This is a genomic window from Kribbella sandramycini, assembly GCF_013131805.1.
GTDB classification, from domain to species: domain Bacteria; phylum Actinomycetota; class Actinomycetes; order Propionibacteriales; family Kribbellaceae; genus Kribbella; species Kribbella sandramycini.
This window is the reverse complement of the sequence record NZ_JABJRC010000005.1, coordinates 180,058-198,547: the sequence shown is the minus strand read 5'-3', so window position 1 is coordinate 198,547 and position 18,490 is coordinate 180,058. Positions and strand designations below refer to the sequence as shown.

At 68.7% G+C, this 18,490-nt stretch carries 19 protein-coding genes; 8 read left to right on the top strand and 11 right to left on the bottom strand.

The features are described 5' to 3' along the window. Window positions 1-4: 4 nt before the first annotated feature. On the bottom strand, window positions 5-886 hold the full coding sequence (locus HPO96_RS21575; RefSeq protein ID WP_171675328.1) for a S1 family peptidase: 882 nt from the start codon (window positions 884-886) through the stop codon (window positions 5-7). 57 nt (window positions 887-943) lie between these two features. Beyond that, window positions 944-2,581 carry a DUF7800 domain-containing protein gene (locus HPO96_RS21570; protein ID WP_171675327.1) on the bottom strand — a complete coding sequence of 546 codons (1,638 nt, stop codon included), beginning with the start codon at window positions 2,579-2,581 and terminating at the stop codon, window positions 944-946. Here HPO96_RS21570 and HPO96_RS21565 point away from each other — a divergent pair. Continuing rightward, window positions 2,580-3,047: a DUF4240 domain-containing protein gene (locus HPO96_RS21565; protein ID WP_171675326.1), complete on the top strand. Its 468-nt coding sequence runs from the start codon at window positions 2,580-2,582 to the stop codon at window positions 3,045-3,047. The two genes, HPO96_RS21570 and HPO96_RS21565, sit on opposite strands and share 2 nt — an antisense overlap. Here the strand turns inward: HPO96_RS21565 and HPO96_RS21560 are convergent. Continuing rightward, complete coding sequence (locus HPO96_RS21560; protein ID WP_171675325.1) at window positions 3,044-3,628, bottom strand: TetR/AcrR family transcriptional regulator; 585 nt, start codon at window positions 3,626-3,628, stop codon at window positions 3,044-3,046. The two genes, HPO96_RS21565 and HPO96_RS21560, sit on opposite strands and share 4 nt — an antisense overlap. An 85-nt stretch (window positions 3,629-3,713) precedes the next feature. On the opposite strand from HPO96_RS21560, the gene HPO96_RS21555 reads away from it, so the two are divergent. Both HPO96_RS21555 and HPO96_RS21550 read left to right on the top strand, forming a co-directional pair. After that, the gene (locus HPO96_RS21555; protein ID WP_171675324.1) at window positions 3,714-4,865 is read left to right on the top strand and encodes an acyl-CoA dehydrogenase family protein; all 1,152 of its coding nucleotides are present in this window, start codon (window positions 3,714-3,716) and stop codon (window positions 4,863-4,865) included. Then, complete coding sequence (locus tag HPO96_RS21550; RefSeq protein WP_171675323.1) at window positions 4,862-5,629, top strand: SDR family NAD(P)-dependent oxidoreductase; 768 nt, start codon at window positions 4,862-4,864, stop codon at window positions 5,627-5,629. The genes HPO96_RS21555 and HPO96_RS21550 overlap by 4 nt, the downstream gene beginning before the upstream one ends. A 100-nt stretch (window positions 5,630-5,729) precedes the next feature. On the opposite strand, the gene HPO96_RS21545 is transcribed toward HPO96_RS21550, so the two are convergent. Genes HPO96_RS21545 through HPO96_RS21535 form a run of 3 tightly spaced genes read right to left on the bottom strand, consistent with a single transcriptional unit; the run spans window position 5,730 to window position 8,180 of the window. After that, window positions 5,730-6,602, bottom strand: coding sequence for a hypothetical protein (locus tag HPO96_RS21545; protein WP_171675322.1), 873 nt, complete (start codon window positions 6,600-6,602; stop codon window positions 5,730-5,732). Beyond that, window positions 6,602-6,916: a sigma factor-like helix-turn-helix DNA-binding protein gene (locus HPO96_RS21540; RefSeq protein ID WP_171675321.1), complete on the bottom strand. Its 315-nt coding sequence runs from the start codon at window positions 6,914-6,916 to the stop codon at window positions 6,602-6,604. The genes HPO96_RS21545 and HPO96_RS21540 overlap by 1 nt, the downstream gene beginning before the upstream one ends. 43 nt (window positions 6,917-6,959) lie before the next feature. Continuing rightward, on the bottom strand, window positions 6,960-8,180 hold the full coding sequence (locus HPO96_RS21535) for a DUF4032 domain-containing protein (protein ID WP_171675320.1): 1,221 nt from the start codon (window positions 8,178-8,180) through the stop codon (window positions 6,960-6,962). Between the two features lie 97 nt (window positions 8,181-8,277). Here HPO96_RS21535 and HPO96_RS21530 point away from each other — a divergent pair, with 97 nt between their 5' ends. From HPO96_RS21530 to HPO96_RS21510, 5 genes are all read left to right on the top strand, one after another. Next, entirely contained in the window at window positions 8,278-9,270 is a 993-nt protein-coding gene (locus tag HPO96_RS21530; RefSeq protein ID WP_171675319.1) for a LacI family DNA-binding transcriptional regulator, read from the top strand. Between the two features lie 165 nt (window positions 9,271-9,435). After that, the gene (locus HPO96_RS21525; RefSeq protein WP_171675318.1) at window positions 9,436-10,809 is read left to right on the top strand and encodes an ABC transporter substrate-binding protein; all 1,374 of its coding nucleotides are present in this window, start codon (window positions 9,436-9,438) and stop codon (window positions 10,807-10,809) included. Further along, window positions 10,809-11,762: a carbohydrate ABC transporter permease gene (locus HPO96_RS21520; protein ID WP_238355376.1), complete on the top strand. Its 954-nt coding sequence runs from the start codon at window positions 10,809-10,811 to the stop codon at window positions 11,760-11,762. Before HPO96_RS21525 ends, HPO96_RS21520 begins: the two co-directional genes overlap by 1 nt. Beyond that, a complete protein-coding gene (locus HPO96_RS21515) occupies window positions 11,759-12,628 on the top strand; it encodes a carbohydrate ABC transporter permease (RefSeq protein WP_171675317.1) in 870 nt (289 codons plus the stop codon). The genes HPO96_RS21520 and HPO96_RS21515 overlap by 4 nt, the downstream gene beginning before the upstream one ends. A gap of 9 nt (window positions 12,629-12,637) precedes the next feature. After that, window positions 12,638-14,179 (top strand): glycoside hydrolase family 13 protein, encoded by a 1,542-nt coding sequence (locus HPO96_RS21510; protein WP_171675316.1) that lies wholly within the window; start codon window positions 12,638-12,640, stop codon window positions 14,177-14,179. Here the strand turns inward: HPO96_RS21510 and HPO96_RS21505 are convergent. The 5 genes from HPO96_RS21505 to HPO96_RS21485 all read right to left on the bottom strand — a co-directional run bounded on the left by HPO96_RS21505 (window position 14,172) and on the right by HPO96_RS21485 (window position 18,459). Then, a complete protein-coding gene (locus HPO96_RS21505; protein ID WP_171675315.1) occupies window positions 14,172-16,388 on the bottom strand; it encodes a heavy metal translocating P-type ATPase in 2,217 nt (738 codons plus the stop codon). The two genes, HPO96_RS21510 and HPO96_RS21505, sit on opposite strands and share 8 nt — an antisense overlap. Then, window positions 16,385-17,362 carry a hypothetical protein gene (locus HPO96_RS21500; RefSeq protein ID WP_171675314.1) on the bottom strand — a complete coding sequence of 326 codons (978 nt, stop codon included), beginning with the start codon at window positions 17,360-17,362 and terminating at the stop codon, window positions 16,385-16,387. Before HPO96_RS21500 ends, HPO96_RS21505 begins: the two co-directional genes overlap by 4 nt. Continuing rightward, the gene (locus tag HPO96_RS21495; protein WP_171675313.1) at window positions 17,359-17,577 is read right to left on the bottom strand and encodes a heavy-metal-associated domain-containing protein; all 219 of its coding nucleotides are present in this window, start codon (window positions 17,575-17,577) and stop codon (window positions 17,359-17,361) included. The genes HPO96_RS21500 and HPO96_RS21495 overlap by 4 nt, the downstream gene beginning before the upstream one ends. 21 nt (window positions 17,578-17,598) lie before the next feature. Next, window positions 17,599-17,895 (bottom strand): metal-sensitive transcriptional regulator, encoded by a 297-nt coding sequence (locus tag HPO96_RS21490; RefSeq protein WP_171675312.1) that lies wholly within the window; start codon window positions 17,893-17,895, stop codon window positions 17,599-17,601. Between the two features lie 93 nt (window positions 17,896-17,988). Continuing rightward, the gene (locus tag HPO96_RS21485; RefSeq protein ID WP_337796748.1) at window positions 17,989-18,459 is read right to left on the bottom strand and encodes a nuclear transport factor 2 family protein; all 471 of its coding nucleotides are present in this window, start codon (window positions 18,457-18,459) and stop codon (window positions 17,989-17,991) included. Between the last annotated feature and the right edge of the window lie 31 nt (window positions 18,460-18,490).

Here is an 18,490-nt window from a genome sequence, read left to right as displayed (position 1 = left end):
AAAGTCAGTACACCGCGACGCCGTACGCCTGCAGAGCCTCGACGACCGGCTGGAAGTACGTGACGCCGCCCGGCGTCTTGCAGTCGCCCGTGCCGCCGGAGGTGAGCCCGTAGGCGACCCGGCCGCTGAACAGCGGACCGCCGGAGTCACCCTGCTCGGCGCAGACGCTGGTCCGGATCAGGCCGCTGATCGGGCCGTCGCCGTAGTTGACCGTCGCGTTCAGTCCGCGGACCCGGCCGCTGCGCAGCCCGGTGGTCGCGCCGGCCCGGTAGACGTACGTCCCGAACGCCGGCGTGGTCGCGCGGGTGATGTCCTGCGACTTCCCGTTGTAGAGGTAGACGCCGCCACCCGGCTGCTTGACCCCGACCGGGTAGTTGATCAGCGCGTAGTCGTTACCCGGGTAGCTGGAGTGCTGCCGCGTCCCGAGCTTGGACCGCTTGTTGACGTCGGCGTACCAGGTCGAGGCCTCGTTGGCGCAGTGGCCGGCGGTCAGGAACGAGTAGCGGCCCTTGCGGATGACGTTGAACCCCATCGAGCATTTGTATTCGCCGCCGAAGATCGACTCCCCGCCGGAGCGGTACTTCTGCAGCTTGCCGGGCAGCTTCTCCAGCTTCACGCCGTCCCCGAGACGGCGCGTCACCGAGGTGAGTTCGCTGAGCTTTGCGCCCGTGACGGTTGAATCGTAGGAGACCAGCACCGTCCCGTCGGGCTCGGTCTGCCAGGCGGTGCCCGGGGTGTTGACGGTCTTGGCGAGTTTGGCGGTGATCGCGTCCGCCGACAGCCGCGGCGGCTTGACCGGGTCGGCCTGCGCGAGCGGCAGGACGGCGACAGTGAGTGCGGCCGTGGCGGCGAGCGCCGCACTCCGGCGGATGGTCGAAGATCTCATACGGATCAACCTCCCACAGCGAAGGGCCCACGCGGCGGTCGTGGCAACAACAGGTCGTCAAACGCTCGACTGAGGGTAACTCAGCGTGCGGCTCAGTATCTGTCGGTCACCGTCGAGTTTCGAGTGGTCCACTTCGACCGCCCATTGCTCGCCGGACAACGTCACCGTCATCGCGCCGTTCCCGAACCACGGCCCGTGCGCGAGCCGCCAGTCCGCCGCGACATCGCGGACGCCGGCCGATCGGGCGAGCCGATGCAACAGCCACGTCATCCAGCGGGCGTCGAGCAGGTGGTTCGCCCAGCGCACATGGCGCGGCACCGGGTTCCGGAACGGGGACATCGTCAGCTGCCGGATCGCCGTCCCCGGATGCTCGACGGCACGCAGCGAGGCCTCGGCGACGTAGCTGCAGTGCACATCCCCGGACAGCATCAAGATGGACGCCGGCGGATCCTCCACACTCACCAACGCAGCCAGCAGGTCGGTCACATCGTCGAACGACTTCCGGAACGACGCCCAGTGCTCCAGATCCATCCCCTGCCGGATCCGCTCACCGACCCGCGCGCCACGCGGCCCCCAGGCGCCGGACGAGATCGCCTCGTCCCAGCCCTCCAAGTGGTGCAGCCCTGGCGCCAGCAGGAACGGCAGCGTGGACGCGAGCAGCAGGTGATGGATCGGCCGGCTCGCCTCCAGCGTCACCTTCCGCACCCAGGCCCACTCGTGCGCGTCGACCATCGCCCGCTCACCCGGCTCCAGATGCCGCGAACACCGCGAGTCCACCGCGAGCAGCCGGACGCCGCGCGCCGCCGACCCGAAGTCGCGGTAGAAGCTCCACCGCGTGGACGCCGGGTCCTCGTCGGCCGTCCAGGCGAAGCTGTCCAGGTACGCCGTCCGTTCGTCGTCGTCCTCGATCGCGAGCATCGCCCGGTACGTCGCGTCCTGGTCGAGCTGCTCGGGCGACAGGTTGCCCAGGTGTTGGTAGACCCAGTACGACGCGTACGCGCCGACGACCCGGTCCCGCCACCAGGGCTGTGCGGTGACCCAGCGCCGCCAGGTCAGTGAGGTGTTCCAGTCGTCGCGCAGATCGTGGTCGTCGAGCAGCATGCACAGCGGCACAGTCGAGAACAGCCAGCGGACGGCGGGCTCGAGCCAGGCGTCGTCGTACAGCCAGGTGTACTCCTCGAAGTTGCCGATCTCGTCGGCGACCTCGGAGCCCTGCCGGCCGCCGTGCGCCTCGCGGAGCTGTTCGAGGACGGCGTCCGACGGGTCGTCGGCGTACACCTGATCGCCGAGCAGCAACAGCGCGTCCGGCAGCTCCTCCAGCCCGCCCGCGAGCGCTACCAACGCATCCGGCCCGAACCGCTTGAATCCGTCGGCATCGAACGGCGCCGACCGCCGGCACGACCCGAACGTCACCCGGAACGTCCCGTCCGCCCGCGGCGTCCGGATCACGCTCGGCCCGAACTCCGACTCCGCCAACGGCCAGACGACCTCGCCGTCCAGCCGCACCTCGTACGCCGTCTCGCTGTCCGGCGCCAGCCCTTCGATCCGGACCAGCGCATAGTGATGCCCATGGACCGACCAAGTCGGCGCGGTGTGCCCGAGAACCTCGACCGTCGCCGGCGCGCTCGTCTCCACCCAGACCGTCGCCCGCGTCTCGTCGACGTACCGCAACAACGGTCCCAACCGGAGTTCCATGGCCGAAAAACTACAGGCAATCGTCAAGTCGGCCGCGCCTGCCATACTCCACCGCCATGAGCGTCGAAAGTTCTGGGAAGTCGTGGCGGAAGCACGTCGATCGGTGGCCGGCACCAGCGACACCGAGGAGGTCGCCGAGCGGACACTGGAGCTGCTCAGCGCGCTACCCGCCGCGGAGATCGCGGCCCTCGCCCAGCCGCTCTGGGAGCTGCGCGCGACGTCGTACAACTGGCGGCTCTGGCATGCCGCCTACCTGATCAACGGCGGCTGCTCGGACGACGGTTTCGAGTACTTCCGCGGCTGGCTGATCGCTCAGGGCGCCTACCAGCAGGTCACCGGTGACTCGACGCTGCCGGATCCGGTCAGCGGTCAGTACCCGGAGCTCGGCGAGGGCTGGGACTTCGACGACGAGGCGGAGAACCAGCAGCGGCTACCGCGGCTGACCGCGCTGTTCGCGGAGGACTAATCGACGCGCAGCGAATGCAGGACGAAGGAAGCGAGTTCGCGGTAGGCCTCGGCGTCGTTCAGGCCGGTGCGGCGGGCGATGTCACCGCGCTGGATGGCCTGCATGGTGTGGGCGATCATCTCGGCGGCGAACGCGATGTCGACCTGGCGGAAGGTCTTGCTGTTGATGCCGTCCTCGATCAGGGTGCGGACGCGGTCGGCGGCGATCCGGGTGTTGTGTTCGTAGACCGAGCGGGCCGGGGCGAAGGTGGCGACGTCGTCCAGGAAGGTGCGGCTGGCCGGGCGGAGGGCGTCGGCAACGGCGTTCAGGTAGGCGGCGATCCGGCGGTCGTGGCGGGTCTGCCGGGCGACGGCGGACTCGACCTGGGCGGTCGCGTTCTTGAAGTAGTGCTTGACCACCTCGACGGCCAGCTGCTCCTTGCTCGGGGCGAGCGCGTAGAGCGTGGTCTTGCTGCAGCGCAGCTCGGCGGCCAGGTCGTCCAGGGTGAAGCGGCTGAACCCTTGGTCGAGGAACAGCGACAGCAGGCGGTCGAGTAGTTCCGCCTGCCTACGCGTTCGGCGCCCCGGGACGACTGTTGTCATATCGAGACAGCATAGAACGATACTGGAGTCTAGTCGTCAGTATCATTCCTGGTATCGTTCTCACAGCCGTTGAGAGGGGTGCCTGATGGCTGTCGATCGTCTCCTGCCGACCGAGGAATCCACTGACCTGCTCGCGCTGGTCCGCGACCTGTGCGGACACGAGCTCGCGCCGTTCGCCGCCAAGGCGGAAGAGACCGAGTCCTTCCCGCGCGACGCGTTCCGCACGCTCGGCAAGGCGGGCCTGCTCGGCCTGCCCTACCCGGAGCAGTACGGCGGCGCCGAGCAGCCGTACGAGGTGTATCTGCAGATGCTCGAGGAGATCGCGTCCGCGTGGATGTCGGTCGGGGTCGGGCTCTCGGTGCACACGATGACGAGCTACGGGGTGGCCAGTTTCGGGACGGACGACCAGAAGGCCCGCCTGCTGCCCGAAATGGTCGGCGGCGAGCTGCTCGGGGCGTACGCGCTGTCCGAGCCGCAGGCCGGCTCCGACATCACCGCGATGACGACCAAGGCCGTCCGGGACGGCGACGACTACGTCCTCACCGGGACGAAGGCCTGGATCAGCCACGGTTCGCAGGCCGACTTCTACACCACCTTCGCCCGGACGTCGGACGATCCGAAACACGGCATCTCCGCGTTCCACGTCCCCGCCCCGATCGACGGGCTGAGCTTCGGCGCGCCCGAGCGGAAGATGGGGATGACCGGCTCGACCACCACACTGGTCAACTACGACGGCGTCCGCGTCCCCGCGGCGAACCTGATCGGCGCCGAGGGCGACGGGATGCGGATCGCGCTGTCCGCGCTCGACTCCGGCCGGCTCGGGATCGCCGCCTGTGCGGTCGGTCTGGCCCAGGCCGCGCTCGACGTCGCCACCGCGTACGCGAAGGAGCGGGAGCAGTTCGGCCGCGCGATCGCCGACTTCCAGGGCATCCAGTTCCTGCTCGCCGACATGGCCGCGACGGTCGAGTCCGGCCGGGCGACCTACCTGCACGCGGCCCGCCGCCGCGACCTCGGCCGCACCTTGACCCGCGAGGCCGCGATCGCCAAACTCGTCTGCACCGACGGCGCGATGAAGGTCGCGACCGACGCCGTCCAGGTGCTCGGCGGTTACGGTTACACCCGCGAGTTCCCGGCCGAGCGGTACATGCGCGAGGCCAAGGTGACCCAGATCTTCGAAGGAACCAACCAGATCCAGCGGCTCGTCATCAGCCGCGACCTGCTGAGGAGCGCTTCATGAAGTTCAGCCCGACCGATGTCGCCCTCGTCACCGGCGGTGGTTCCGGGCTCGGCGAGGCGACCGTACGGCGGCTGGCCGCCGACGGGCTCGGCGTCGTGATCGTCGACCTGCCGTCGTCGGCAGGTAAGGCCGTCGCGGACGAGCTGGGCGACCGGGTCGTCTTCGCTCCGGCCGACGTCACCGACGAGACCGCGGTGACCGCCGCCCTGGACGCCGCGGCCGCCCTCGGCGACCTGCGCGTCGTCGTCACCTGCGCCGGGATCGCCACCCCCGGCCGGGTCGTCGGCCGGAAAGGGCCGTTGCCGCTGGCAACCTTCCGGCAGGTGATCGAGGTCAACCTGATCGGCACCTTCAACGTCGTCCGCCTCGCCGCCGAGCGGATGCTCGCCCTGGACGCCGCCCCCGACGGCGACCGCGGCGTCATCGTGATGACCGCCTCCATCGCCGCGTACGACGGCCAGATCGGTCAAGCCGCCTACGCCGCCAGCAAGGGTGGCATCGTCGGCCTCACCCTCACCGCCGCGCGCGACCTGGCCGACAAAGCCATCCGCGTCGTCACCATCGCCCCCGGCACGATGGAAACCCCCATGCTCGCCGGCCTCCCGGAGGAGACCCGCGAGCAACTGGGCCAGGCCATCCCGTACCCGTCCCGCCTCGGCAAACCCGCCGAGTACGCCGCTCTGGTCACCCACATCCTCGACAACCAGCTCCTCAACGGCGAGGTCATCAGGCTGGACGGCGCCCTCCGCATGCCCCCGCGCTAACGCTCCGGCGGGGTGACCGGGCCGGGCGGGTCGTGCACCTGGCTCGGGTCGAACGGGCGGTGCGGTCCGTCCCGTAGGGCCAGGATGCCAGGTAGCTGATCTACGACGCATGGGTCGTAGTAGAAGCGACCGGTCCAGCTGGTCGTCCCGGAAACAGTGTGACGACGTAGGTGCTGGCGCCTTGCCCACTACAACCAGGGGCCGGTGAAGCGGGCTGTAGATACGACTCCGCTGCCAGCGAGCGGCTGAGCTGTGCGGCCCTCCTGGGCGGTATATGTGACGCGGCCACCAGCTGCCCTTTGTAGTACTCGCACACGTTGGCACCGTCGGCCGGATCGTTCGACGGCAGATCGGTGCGGAGCGTGTCTTTCGGCGTGCAGCCGTAGGCGTCGGCGCCGGTGATCGGCCGGGCGGATTCGACGATCTGCAGGCGGAGCTCATCGGTCGGTGCGAGCACGCTGATCTTCGTACCGCCGACGAGCAGCGTCTCCTCCGACCAACCGTCGTCGTACCGCTTCACCCCGGGCGCCTGAACATCGTCGAACCAGACGTACGGCTGCCGTCGTGACGGCGGCAGGAAGGCCGTCGTACAGGTGTACCGCTGCCGGTCCTGCCAGTCGTACAGCCGGCCGACCACCGGCTTGTTGTCCCTCATGAACGTGCAAGGCGCCGGACCGGCGATGTAGTTCGTCCAGTCGGCCGGCACCTGGATGGTCGCGGTCTTGTACGACTCCCACCGCCAACCCGCCTTGGCCGGGCCGACCTGCGCCAGCTGCGGCTCGGTGCGGAGGGTGTTGGCGGCGGTGAAGGTAGTAGCGACCGCAGCTGCGGCCAGTACGGCGGCGCCCACGGCCCGACCGGTACTACGGCGGCGCCGACGGCTGTGGAAGCGCGTCAGCAGCCCGTGATCGGAGGGGGCGTCGGCCGCGTGCCGGGCGAGGCTCTCCGTGACCTGCTGCTCAGAAACATCCATCAGCGGTTGACCTCCTCGGTCAGCGTTTCGCGCAGGCTGGCCAGCGCGCGGTGGATCTGGGAGCGGACGGTGGCGGGTGAGCAGCCGAGAATGACCGCGATGTCCGCGTCGGGCAGGTCCTCGTAGTAGCGCAGTACGACGGCTGCCCGCTGTTTGGTGGGCAGTGTCGCGCGCTTCCAGCGTGAGTACGTCGAGAGCAGCGCGTCCTGCACTGCCTCCTCGGCCCGCCCGTGATCGCGCGTCACCAGGTAGGCGAAGCGCAGCAACGCCGCGCCCCGCTGCGCCACCCAGTCGTCGAAGTCAGGCCGGTCCATACCTGACAACACGCTCGGCGGCAGCCGAATGTTGCATCGCGGCCTATGGGTTGTCCGGAACCGTCGGCAGCGCGAGCTTCTCGTCGGGCTTGGCGCTCAGGACGTCCTCGACGTACGAGCGAGCCGCCTCCATGGTGTCGACCTCGTGGCCGGCCTGCTCGGAGAGGAACCACCGATGTTCCAGGACCTCGTGGAAGACCTCGGCCGGCTCGAGTTTGCGTTTCAGGTCCCGCGGGACGGCGCGGACGACGGGCTCGAAGACCTCCGTCAGCCACTGGTGGGCGACGATCTCCTCGTCCTCGTTCTGCTGATCGGTCGCGGCGGCGTACGAGTCGAGGTCGTTGAGCAGGCGCCGGGCCTGGTTCTCCTCGACGTCCAGGCCGGTCAAGCGGATCAGCCGGCGAGTGTGGTGACCGGCGTCCACCACCTTGGGCTGGATGCGGACCTGGCTGCCGTCCCAGTCGGTGATGATGTCGATCTCGGCGACGTCGAAGCCCAGCTCGTTCAGCCGGCGGATCCGCGAGTCCAGGCGGTGCATCTCGTCGGTGGCGAACTCCTCGGGCGCGGTCAGCTCGGCCCAGAGCGCCTCGTACCGGTCCTGGATGGACTGGACGATCTCCTGCGGGTCGAGCGACTCGTCGAGCAGGCCGCCCTCCTGCAGGTCGAGCAGCTCGCCGAACAGGTTGATCTCGGCCGTGTAGAGATCGTGCGCGCGCTGGCCGCTGGAGATCTCCTGGTGCAGCTCGCCGGTCTCGGCGTCCACCAGGTACGCCGCGAACGCGCCGGCGTCGCGCCGGAACAGGGTGTTGGACAGCGAGCAGTCGCCCCAGAAGAAGCCGAGCAGGTGCAGCCGGACGATCAGCGCGACCAGCGCGTCGATCAGCCGGTTCACCGTGTCGGGGCGCAGCGTGCTGGAGAACAGCGCGCGGTACGGCAGCGAGAACTGCAGATGCCGGGTGATCAGGATCGAGTCGATTGGCTCGCCGTGACGGTCGACGCGGTCGGTGATGACGCCGACCGGCTCGACGGACGGCGCCTCCAGCCGCTCCAGATCGCGGAGCAGCCGGTACTCGTGCAGCGCGAGGTGTTCGAGCACCTCCTTGATCGCGTACACCGTCCCGTTCACCCGGACGAAGCGGACGACGTGCCGCGAGATACCGCGCGGCAGCGCGACCAGCTGCTCCTCGGGCCAGTCCTCCAGCGGGATGTCCCACGGAAGCGACAGCAGACCGGTGTCCGGACGGGTGGCGACGAATCGAGGCACGAGCCCAGTCTGTCAGCATCCTGACCACTCAGGCAGCTGATTCCACCCAACGTAAGCCGGTGCAAGAATTTGCGTAGGTAGGCGTATTGTTTGCGTCATGACTCGACGACTTGCAGAGGTGGCCAAGAAGGTCGGCGTCAGTGAGGCGACCGTGAGTCGCGTGCTGAACGGCAAGCCCGGGGTGTCCGAGGCGACGCGGGAAGCGGTGCTCACCGCGCTCGACGTGCTGGGGTACGAGCGTCCGACCCAGCTGCGCGGTGATCGGGCGCGGCTGGTCGGGCTGGTGTTGCCGGAGTTGCAGAACCCGATCTTCCCGGCGTTCGCGGAGGTTGTCGGGGGAGCGCTGGCGCAGCAAGGTTTCACCTCCTTGCTCTGCACCCGGACGGTCGGCGGCGTCTCCGAGGCGGACTACGTCGATCTGCTCCTCCAGCAGCAGGTTTCCGGCGTGGTCTTCGCCGGTGGGTTCTACTCGCAGGCAGATGCGCCGCACGGTCACTACGAGCTGATCCAGGAGCGGAAGCTGCCGACCGTGCTGGTCAACGCGGCCGTCGACCACCTCGGTTTTCCGCAGGTCTCGTCCGACGACCATGTCGCCGCGGAGATGGCGATCGGCCACCTGCGCACGCTCGGCCACCGCCGGATCGGCATGGTCCTCGGCCCGCGTGACCACATCCCGTCGCGCCGCAAACTCGACGCGTTCCTGGCCTCCGACGAGGCGGACCCGAAGCTTGTCGAGCACACGATGTTCTCCCTCGAGGGCGGCCACGCCGCCGCCACCCGGCTGGTCGCGGCCGGCGTCACCGGCATCGTCTGCGCCAGCGACATCCTCGCCCTCGGCGTCATCCGCGCCGTCCGCCGCGCCGGGCTCGACGTCCCCGGCGACGTCTCGGTCATCGGGTACGACGACTCCGCGATGATGAACTGCACCGACCCGCCCCTCACGACCGTCCGGCAGCCGATCGACGCCATGGGCCGGGCCGCCGTCGAGATGTTGATGGCGCTGATCGAGCGCGCCGCGGTGGCGGCCGACGAGCTGCTCTTCGAGCCGGAGTTGGTGGTCCGCGCGTCCACCGCGCGCGCCCGCGGCTAGCTACTACCGGTAATGCCCCGTTCACGCAGGTGAACGGGGCATTCCTGCGTTCAGGCGTGACCGCATCCTGAAACAAGTCACGTTTTTGCAATCTTCTCTTGAAGTATTGCGCTCATGTGTCGACAACCCTACGGTGTGGCGCAGAGTCGAGGGAGAGGGTTGAAGATGACGACAAGGCGCCGCGGGCTCAGCCTGTTGCTGGTGGCGGGACTCGGGCTGGTGGCCGCGTCCTGTGGTTCGGGGGACGACAAGCCGGGAGCCCAAGGCTCCGGCGGGGCGGACGGCAAGGTGACCATCACGGTCGGCTGCCAGCCGCCGAAGAGCAATCCGAAGGAGCGGGAGGGCTGGGACGCCGACGTCGCCGCGTTCCAGAAACTGCACCCGAACATCACGGTCGAGAGCAAGGACGCGTTCCCCTGTATCAACCCGGACACCTTCCAGGCGAAGCTGGCCGGCGGGACCCAGGAGGATGTCTTCTACGTCTACTACACCGACGTCCAGAAGATCATCAAGGCGCGGCAGGCCGCCGACATCAGCCAGTACGTCGGCGACGTCAAGGCCGCCAAGGACCTGCGCCCCGACGTCCAGGGCGTGTTCAAGGACGGCGACAAGACCTACGGCCTGCCGCGGAACAACTACAACATGGGCCTGGTCTACAACCGCAAGCTGTTCACCCAGGCCGGGCTGAACCCGGACGCCCCGCCGAAGACCTGGGCCGAGGTCCAGGAGGCCGCGAAGAAGATCGCCGGGCTCGGCGCCGGCTACACCGGCTTCGGTGAGTACTCCGCCGGCAACACCGGCGGCTGGCACTTCGCCGCGTCGCTGTACGCGCGCGGCGGCTCGATGGTCGGCGACGACGGCAAGACGGCCGCCTTCAACAGCCCCGAGGGTAAAGCGGTGCTGGAGAACCTGAAGAAGATGCGTTGGGACGACAACTCCATGGGCAGCAAGCAGCTGCTGCAGTGGGAGGACCTGATGCGGATGATGGGTTCCGGCAAGCTTGGCATGATGATCGGCGCGCCGGACGTCGTCCAGTCGGTGAACAACGACTTCCAGGGCAAGTTCGAGGACTATGGCGTCACCGCCGTCCCGGAGTCCGAGGGTAAGTCGTCGCTGAGCGGCGGCGACGGGTACATGTTCAACCCGAAGGCCTCGCCGGAAAAGATCAAGGCGGGCCTGCTCTGGCTGGAGTTCCACGAGCTCACGCCGGGTCAGGGCCAGTTCAACTACGCGCGGGCCAAGGAGCAGGGCCGCCCGGTCGGCCTGCCGATCCCGGACCTGTACGGCGACTCCGCGCCGGGTAAGGAGATCGTTGCCCTCCGCAAGCAGTTCGCCACCGTTCCGGTCGACCACTTCACGCCGTACGTGACGGCGCAGTCGACGATCACCAACAAGCTCGAGCCGCCGAAGGCACAGGAGCTGTACGCCGTCCTCGACGTCGCGATGTCCGCGGTGCTGACCCGCAAGGACGCCGATATCGACAAACTCCTCGGCGACGCGGAGTCCAAGGCCAACAAGATCCTGGCGAAGAACACGTAATGACTGTCACCCAAGAGCGGGTTCGCCGTCCTCAGCACGTGAGGACGGCGGGCTCGCGCCCGGACGAGGACCGCCGCGGCGCGCTCCGGCGCGCGGTCGGGCGCAACCTCACGGCGTACGGGTTCCTCTGCGGGGCACTGATCTGTTTCGCCTTGTTCTCCTGGTATCCGATGGTCCGCGAGGTGATCCTGAGCTTCCAGGAGAACAACTTCGTCGACCCGGGGAAGTGGGTCGGTTTCGACAACTTCCGCACGGTCATCGAGGACCCGGCGTTCCGGTCGGCCTGGCTGAACACCGCGATCTTCAGCGGTCTCGCGCTGGTCATCGGGTACGCCGTCCCGTTCGTGCTGGCCGTCGTCCTCAACGAGCTCAAACACGCCGTCGGCTACCTGCGCTTCGTCGTGTACCTGCCGGTGATGCTGCCGCCGGCCGTCGCCGTCCTGCTGTTCAAATGGTTCTACGACCCGGGCGCGGGTCTGTTCAACCAGGTCCTCGGCAGCGTCGGCATCCCGCCGCTCGCCTGGCTGGACTCGACCAGTACGGCGCTCGTCAGCCTCGTCCTGGTTTCGACCTGGATGAACCTCGGCACCGGCACGCTGATCTACCTGGCTGCCCTGCAGTCCATCCCCGGCGACCTGTACGAGTCCGCCGAGCTGGACGGCGCCGGCCTGTTCCGCCGCGTCCTGCACGTGACGATCCCGCAGACCAAGCTGATCCTGCTGGTGATGCTGCTGCTGCAGGTGGTCGCGACCATGCAGGTCTTCATCGAGCCGTACCTGCTGACCGGCGGCGGCCCGGAGAACGCGACCGTCACGGTCGCCTACCTGATGTACCAGTACGCCTTCAACTTCGGCGACTTCGGCGGCGGTAGCGCGCTCGGCCTGATGCTGATGATCGTGCTGCTGGTCTTCTCCACCATCTACCTGCGCGTTTCCCGGGAGGCCGAGCGATGAGAACCCTGGTCTCCCCGCTGTCCCTGCGGACGCCGCTCGGTCGCACGCTCTACTGGACGACGCTCGTAGTCGTGGTGATCGGCTTCACCGGCGCGTTCGTGTTCCCGCTGTACTGGATGGTCACCGGCGCACTGAAGTCGCCGGACGAGCTGGCTCAGATCCCGCCGAGCTTCTTCCCGCAGAACTTCGACTTCAGCGTCTACCTGGATGCGTGGGAGCAGCTGCAGCTCGGCGTCTTCCTGAAGAACACCGCCCTGTACGCCGGTGGCGCGTGGCTGTTCACGCTGGCGGTCGACGTGAGTGCGGCGTACGCGCTGTCGAAACTCCGCCCGGTGCTCGGCAAGCTGGTGCTGGGCGCGATGCTGGCGACGCTGATGATCCCGCCGATGGTGCTGTTGCTGCCGACGTACCTGGTCGCGAAGGATCTGCCCTTACTGCACTGGGATCTGCTGAACACGCCCTGGGCGATCTGGTTGCCGGCGGCAGCGAACGGCTTCTTCGTCTTCCTGCTGAAGCGGTTCTTCGACTCGATCCCGCGCGAGCTGCTCGAGGCCGCCGAGATCGACGGCGCCTCGCCGCTGCGGATCCTCTGGTCGATCATCCTGCCGATCTCCCGGCCGATCCTCGGCGTGGTCTCGATCCTGTCCGTGGTGACGGTCTGGAAGGACTTCGTCTGGCCGCTGCTCGTGTTGCCGGAGACCGACAAGATGTCGATCAGCGTCGGGATCGCCTCGCTGTCCGCGCAGATGCCGCAGAACGTGCTGATCGCCTCCCTGGTCATCGCCAGCCTGCCGACCATCATCGTCTTCTTCATTTTCCAGCGCAGCATCATGGCCGGCCTCACCGCCGGATCCCTCAAAGGTTAAGGAGCTTCGATGGCCGACGAATGGTGGCGGGGTGCCGCGATCTACCAGGTGTACTTGCGGAGCTTCGCGGATGGGAACGGGGACGGGATCGGTGATCTGGCCGGGTTGCGGGCGAAGTTGCCGTACCTGGCGGAGCTCGGGGTGGACGCGATCTGGCTGAACCCCTGGTATCCGTCGCCGATGGCCGACGGCGGGTACGACGTCGCCGACTACCGCGCGATCGAGCCGGCCTTCGGCACGCTGGCCGAGGCCGAGGCCTATATCGCCGAGGCGCACGCGCTGAACATCCGCACGATCATCGACATCGTCCCGAACCACGGATCCGACCAGCAGGACTGGTTCGTCCAGGCGTTGCAGGCCGAGCCAGGGTCGCCGGAGCGGGAGCGGTTCATCTTCCGCCCCGGCCGCGGCGATCGGCCGCCGAACGACTGGCAGTCGATCTTCGCCGGCCCGGCGTGGACGCAGGTCCCGGACGGGGAGTGGTACCTGCACCTGTTCGCGCCCGAGCAGCCCGACTTCAACTGGCGCAATCCGGAGGTGATCGAGGAGTTCCACGACATCCTCCGGTTCTGGCTGGACCGCGGCGTCGACGGCATCCGGATCGACAGCGCCGCCGTCCTGTTCAAGGACCTGGACAGCGTCGAGGAGTCCTACACCGACCACGACGAGGTGCACGACGTCTACCGCGACTGGCGCCGCATCACCGACACCTACGACGGCCGGTTCCTCGTCGGTGAGATGTGGATGCCGGACCAGGAGCGGTTCGCGCTCTACCTGCGCCCCGACGAGATGCACACCGCCTTCAACTTCGACTTCCTGTCCCGCCCGTGGGACGCCGAGGAACTGAAGGCCTCGATCGACCTGACGCTGACCACGCACCTCCCGATCGGCGCGCCGCCGACCTGGGTGCTGTCGAACCACGACGTCACTCGCCCGGTCACGAAGTACGGCCGTCCGGACACCTCGTTCTCCCACCAGGACCGCAAACACGGGATGACGACCGACCTGGTCCTGGGCGAACGCCGAGCCCGCGCCGCGGCCCTGCTCGCGATGGCCCTGCCCGGCGCGGTCTACGTCTACCAAGGCGAGGAGCTCGGCCTCCCCGAGGTCGAAGACCTCCCCGACGCCCTCCTGCAGGACCCGATCTTCGCCCGCTCCAACGGCGCCGACCGCGGCCGCGACGGCTGCCGCGTCCCCCTACCCTGGGCCGGCCAAGAGCCGCCGTTCGGCTTCGGCGCCGGTACGCCGTGGCTCCCGCAACCCGCCGACTGGAAGAACCTCACCGTCGAGTCCCAGCAAGCCGACCAGAACTCCATGCTCGCCCTCTACCGCAACGGTCTCCAGCTCCGTCGTCACCACCTGGGCGACGGATCCCTGACCTGGCTCGACTCCCAGCCCGGCGTCCTCACCTTTCGTCGGGAGCACCTGACCTGCATCACCAATCTGTCCACGCAGCCGGTGGAGCTCCCGTCCCATGAGGGGCTGCTGATCACCAGCAGCCCCTTGGAAGCCGGCAAACTCCCGCCCGACACCACCGCCTGGATCAGCTGAGCGGTTTGAAGCTGCGCAGTCGCAGGCTGTTGGACACGACGAAGACTGAGCTGAGGGCCATGGCGGCGCCGGCCAGCATCGGGTTCAGCAGGCCTGCGGCGGCCAGGGGGAGGGCGGCTACGTTGTAGGCGAAGGCCCAGAAGAGGTTGCCGCGGATGGTTCGGAGGGTGCTGCGGGAGAGGCGGATGGCGTCGGCGGCGGCGCGCAGGTCGCCGCGGACGAGCGTGAGGTCGCTGGCTTCGATCGCGACATCGGTGCCGGTGCCCATGCTCAGACCGAGGTCGGCTTGGGCGAGGGCGGCGGCGTCGTTGACGCCGTCGCCGACCATCGCGACCACGCGGCCTTCGCTCTGCAGCTGTTTGATCGCGTCCACCTTGCCGGCCGGCAGCACCTCGGCGATCACGTCGTCGATACCCACCTCGGCCGCGACCTTCTGCGCGACGGCCTCGTTGTCACCGGTCAGCAGCACCGGCCGTAGCCCGAGCGCTTTCAGATCCTTGATCGCCCGCACGGACGTCGGTTTGACGGTGTCCGCGACGACCAGCACCGCGCGGGCCTGCCCGTCCCAGCCGACGGCGACCGCCGTACTGCCCTCGGCCTCCGCGTGCTCCTTGGCGTGCGCCAGCTCCTCGGGGAGGTGTTGGCTCCACTCCGCCAGCAGTTGCGTCCGGCCGACGAGGACGGCGTGGCCGTCGACAATCCCTTGCACGCCGAGGCCTTCGACGTTTCCGAAGTCCTCGACCTCGGGAAGCTTGCCGGCCTCCAGCGCGGCCCGGGCGACCGCCTGCGCGATCGGGTGCTCACTGGAGTGCTCCAGCGCGCCGGCCAGCCGTAGCACCTCGGCCCGGTCCTGATCCGGAGCGAGCAGGATGTCGACCAGCTCCATCCTTCCGGTCGTGACCGTGCCGGTCTTGTCGAGGACGACGGTGTCGACCTTGCGCGTCGACTCCAGCACCTCCGGCCCCTTGATCAGAATGCCGAGCTGCGCGCCGCGACCGGTGCCGACCAGCAGCGCGGTCGGCGTGGCCAGCCCGAGCGCACACGGGCAGGCGATGATCAGGACGGCGACGGCCGCGGTGAACGCGACCTCGACCGGTGACCCGTTCCCCAGCCAGAAGCCGAGCGTCGCCAGCGCCAACCCGATCACGATCGGGACGAACACCCCGGAGACCTGGTCCGCGAGCCGCTGGACGGCGGCCTTACCGTTCTGGGCGTCCTCGACGAGCCGAGCCATCTGCGCGAGCTGGGTGTCCGCCCCGACCCGCGTCGCCCGGACGACGAGCCGGCCGCCCGCGTTCACGGTCGCGCCGACGACGACGTCCCCGGCGCCGACCTCGACCGGCACCGACTCACCGGTCAGCATCGACGCGTCGATCGCGCTGCTCCCGGTGACGATCACGCCGTCGGTCGCGATCTTCTCGCCCGGCCGGACGACGAACTCGTCACCGGTCACGAGCTGATCGGCGGGGATCCGCGTCTCGACACCGGCACGCAGGACGGCGACGTCCTTCGCGCCGAGCTCCAGCAGGGCCCGCAGCGCGGCGCCCGAACGGCGCTTGGCGCGGGCCTCGAAGTACCGCCCGGCCAGGATGAAGGTCGTGACGCCGGCCGCGACCTCGAGGTAGATCTCCTCGGCGCCGCCGCCCCGGGACGGGATCAGCGTGAACGGCATCTTCATCCCCGGCTCGCCGGCCCCGCCCAGGAAGAGCGCGTACAGCGACCAGCCGAAGGCGCTGATCACGCCGAGCGAGATCAGCGTGTCCATGGTGGCGGCGCCGTGCCGCAGGTTGGTCCAGGCGGCCTTGTGGAACGGCCAGGCCGCCCACGTCACCACCGGGAACGCCAGCGTCAGCGAGGCCCACTGCCAGAAGTCGAACTGCAGCGCCGGGATCATCCCGAACGCGATCACCGGCACCGCGAGCACGATGCTGGTGAGCAGCCGGTTGCGCAGCGGCCGCAGCTCGTCGTGCTCCGGTTCGTTGCTCTCGGCAACCTCGATGGCCGGGAGCGACGCGGTGTAACCGGTCTGCTCGACGGTGGCCACCAGATCGTCGGTGCTGACGCCCTCGGCGTACGTCACCTTGGCCTTTTCGGTGGCGTAGTTGACGGTCGCGGTGACGCCGTCCATCCGGTTCAGCTTCTTCTCCACGCGGGCGGCGCAGGACGCGCAGGTCATGCCGCCGATGACAAGCTCCACCGATTGGCTCATTTGTGCTCCGCCCCCTCTTCGTGGCTGTGCGGCTTGGTCTCGGTCGGCAGTGCGGTCGGCGGCACGATCGTCTTGCCGTCGGTGCCGACGTCGACGGTGAACTCGGCCGTGTGGACGGCGCCGGCGTGTTGGAAGTCCAGGAACAGGCGGTACGTGCCCGCGGTCGGGAACGTCGTGCCGAACTTGATCTCCGGCCCGCCCTTCATCCCGACTTCGGCGTGCTGCGTCGGGTGGTTGTGCAGGTAGGCCAGGTCGCCGCTGCGCAACGAGACCAAGTGCCCGAAGGCGCCCAGATACGGCTGCAGGTCGGTCACCGGCTTACCGCCGCTGCTGACCTTGAACGTCAGCTCGGACTCCTTGCCGGCGACCGGCGTCCCGGCCAGGGTGACGTCGTACGCGTGCACGCTGTAGCTGCTGGCCGGATCATTCAGCGGGACCGGGATGTAGAGGCCGGAGACGTTCACATCCGTGCCCAGGGTCAGCGGCTCGGCGTGGCCGGCCGGCTGGAAGTCGGCGTACAGTCGCCACGTCCCGCCGGCGGTGAAGCTGAACGGGATCGACCAGGTGCCGCCCGCGTCCCGGGTCGGGTGCAGGTGATGGAAGCCGGACAGATCCCGCCGGACGACGATCAGGTGCAGCTCCTTCTCGTGGGTCGGCGTGTAGCCGGTGACCGGCTTACCGTCCGGGCCCTTGATCTGGAAGCGCAGCACGGTCTTGCTGTTCGCGGTGAAGAACGTCGTCTCCGGCGCGAGCGTGTACCCGGCGTCGGAGACCGCGAGCCCGGGCAGCTGCCCACCCGACTCGCTGTGTCCCTCGCCGTGCCCGCCGCCCATCTCGCTCATCCCGCCGGCGGGCTTTTCCGGAGCGGCCGCCGCGATCGGGTCGACGTTCGTACCGATCGCGAACGCCGCCCCGAAGGCCAGCGCGAGCGCACCGGCGAACGCGCCGAGCCGGAGCGCGACGGCCCGGCTCACGACGCCGCCAGCTCGTAGCCCGCCTCGTCGACGGCCGCGCGGACGGCGGTGTCGTCGAGCGCGGACTCGCTCGTCACGTGCACGGCGGAGGTGCCGCCGGCGTTCAGGTCGATGGTGACCTCGGTGACGCCGTCCAGCTTGCTGAGCTCCTCGGTGACGGCGGACGTGCAGTGGCCGCAGGTCATGCCGTTCACGGAGTAGGTGGTGGTGGCCATATCGGGCTCCTTCATGAGTTGTTAGCTACGGACCAGGCGGGCGATCGCGTCGGAGGCTTCGCGGACCTTCTCCTCCGCCTCCGCGCCGCCCTTCTGCGCGGCCTCGACCACGCAGTGCGACAGGTGTTCGTCGAGCAACTCCAGCGAGAACGACTGCAGCGCCTTGGTGGCCGCCGACACCTGGGTCAGGATGTCGATGCAGTACTTGTCCTCCTCGACCATCCGCTGCAGGCCGCGGATCTGCCCCTCGATCCGGCGCAGCCGCTTCAGATGGCTGGTCTTCTCCGAGGTGTAGCCATGGACGTGGTCCTCGCTCATTGCACCGCCCCTCTCTACCCCCATGGGGTATGTCGACAGGCAAAAAGTACCCCCTCTGGGTATCGGAAGCAAATACCAAGAGGGGGTATGTGATCAGAGTCCCAGTTCGGTCAGCCCGGGGTGATCGTCCGGTCGCGGTCCGGGGGCGTCCCAGTGGAACAGCCGGTCGGCCGCGTCGATCCGCTGGTCGTTGATACTCGCCCGCCGGACCCGCATCAGGCCGTACTCGTCGAACTCCCAGTTCTCGTTCCCGTGCGAGCGGTACCACTGGCCGGCCGCGTCCCGGCACTCGTAGACGAACCGGACGGCGATCCGATCGCCGGTGAACGCCCAGAGTTCCTTGATCAGCCGGTAATCGAGCTCGCGGGCCCACTTCTGGGTGAGGAACTCGACGACCCCGGCGCGGCCGGTGACGAAGGTGTCCCGGTTCCGCCAGTACGTATCCGGCGTGTAGGCCAGTGACACGGCCTCGGGATCCTGTTTGTTCCAGGCGTTCTCCGCGGCGCGGACCTTCTGGACGGCGCTCTCCGCGGTGAACGGCGGGAACGGCGGTCGAGCATTCACGACGGACTCCTCATGGTCGACAGTATCCATT

Excerpts from the sequence above, each read along its gene's own strand:
- HPO96_RS21490 (WP_171675312.1), bottom strand. The coding sequence starts at position 17,895 with ATGAGCGAGGACCACGTCCATGGCTACACCTCGGAGAAGACCAGCCAT.
- HPO96_RS21550 (WP_171675323.1), top strand. The coding sequence starts at position 4,862 with ATGAAGTTCAGCCCGACCGATGTCGCCCTCGTCACCGGCGGTGGTTCC.
- HPO96_RS21555 (WP_171675324.1), top strand. The coding sequence starts at position 3,714 with ATGGCTGTCGATCGTCTCCTGCCGACCGAGGAATCCACTGACCTGCTC.
- HPO96_RS21520 (WP_238355376.1), top strand. The coding sequence starts at position 10,809 with ATGACTGTCACCCAAGAGCGGGTTCGCCGTCCTCAGCACGTGAGGACG.
- HPO96_RS21505 (WP_171675315.1), bottom strand. The coding sequence starts at position 16,388 with ATGAGCCAATCGGTGGAGCTTGTCATCGGCGGCATGACCTGCGCGTCC.
- HPO96_RS21510 (WP_171675316.1), top strand. The coding sequence starts at position 12,638 with ATGGCCGACGAATGGTGGCGGGGTGCCGCGATCTACCAGGTGTACTTG.
- HPO96_RS21570 (WP_171675327.1), bottom strand. The coding sequence starts at position 2,581 with ATGGAACTCCGGTTGGGACCGTTGTTGCGGTACGTCGACGAGACGCGG.
- HPO96_RS21530 (WP_171675319.1), top strand. The coding sequence starts at position 8,278 with ATGACTCGACGACTTGCAGAGGTGGCCAAGAAGGTCGGCGTCAGTGAG.
- HPO96_RS21560 (WP_171675325.1), bottom strand. The coding sequence starts at position 3,628 with ATGACAACAGTCGTCCCGGGGCGCCGAACGCGTAGGCAGGCGGAACTA.
- HPO96_RS21540 (WP_171675321.1), bottom strand. The coding sequence starts at position 6,916 with ATGGACCGGCCTGACTTCGACGACTGGGTGGCGCAGCGGGGCGCGGCG.
- HPO96_RS21515 (WP_171675317.1), top strand. The coding sequence starts at position 11,759 with ATGAGAACCCTGGTCTCCCCGCTGTCCCTGCGGACGCCGCTCGGTCGC.
- HPO96_RS21525 (WP_171675318.1), top strand. The coding sequence starts at position 9,436 with ATGACGACAAGGCGCCGCGGGCTCAGCCTGTTGCTGGTGGCGGGACTC.
- HPO96_RS21575 (WP_171675328.1), bottom strand. The coding sequence starts at position 886 with ATGAGATCTTCGACCATCCGCCGGAGTGCGGCGCTCGCCGCCACGGCC.
- HPO96_RS21565 (WP_171675326.1), top strand. The coding sequence starts at position 2,580 with ATGGCCGAAAAACTACAGGCAATCGTCAAGTCGGCCGCGCCTGCCATA.
- HPO96_RS21545 (WP_171675322.1), bottom strand. The coding sequence starts at position 6,602 with ATGGATGTTTCTGAGCAGCAGGTCACGGAGAGCCTCGCCCGGCACGCG.
- HPO96_RS21495 (WP_171675313.1), bottom strand. The coding sequence starts at position 17,577 with ATGGCCACCACCACCTACTCCGTGAACGGCATGACCTGCGGCCACTGC.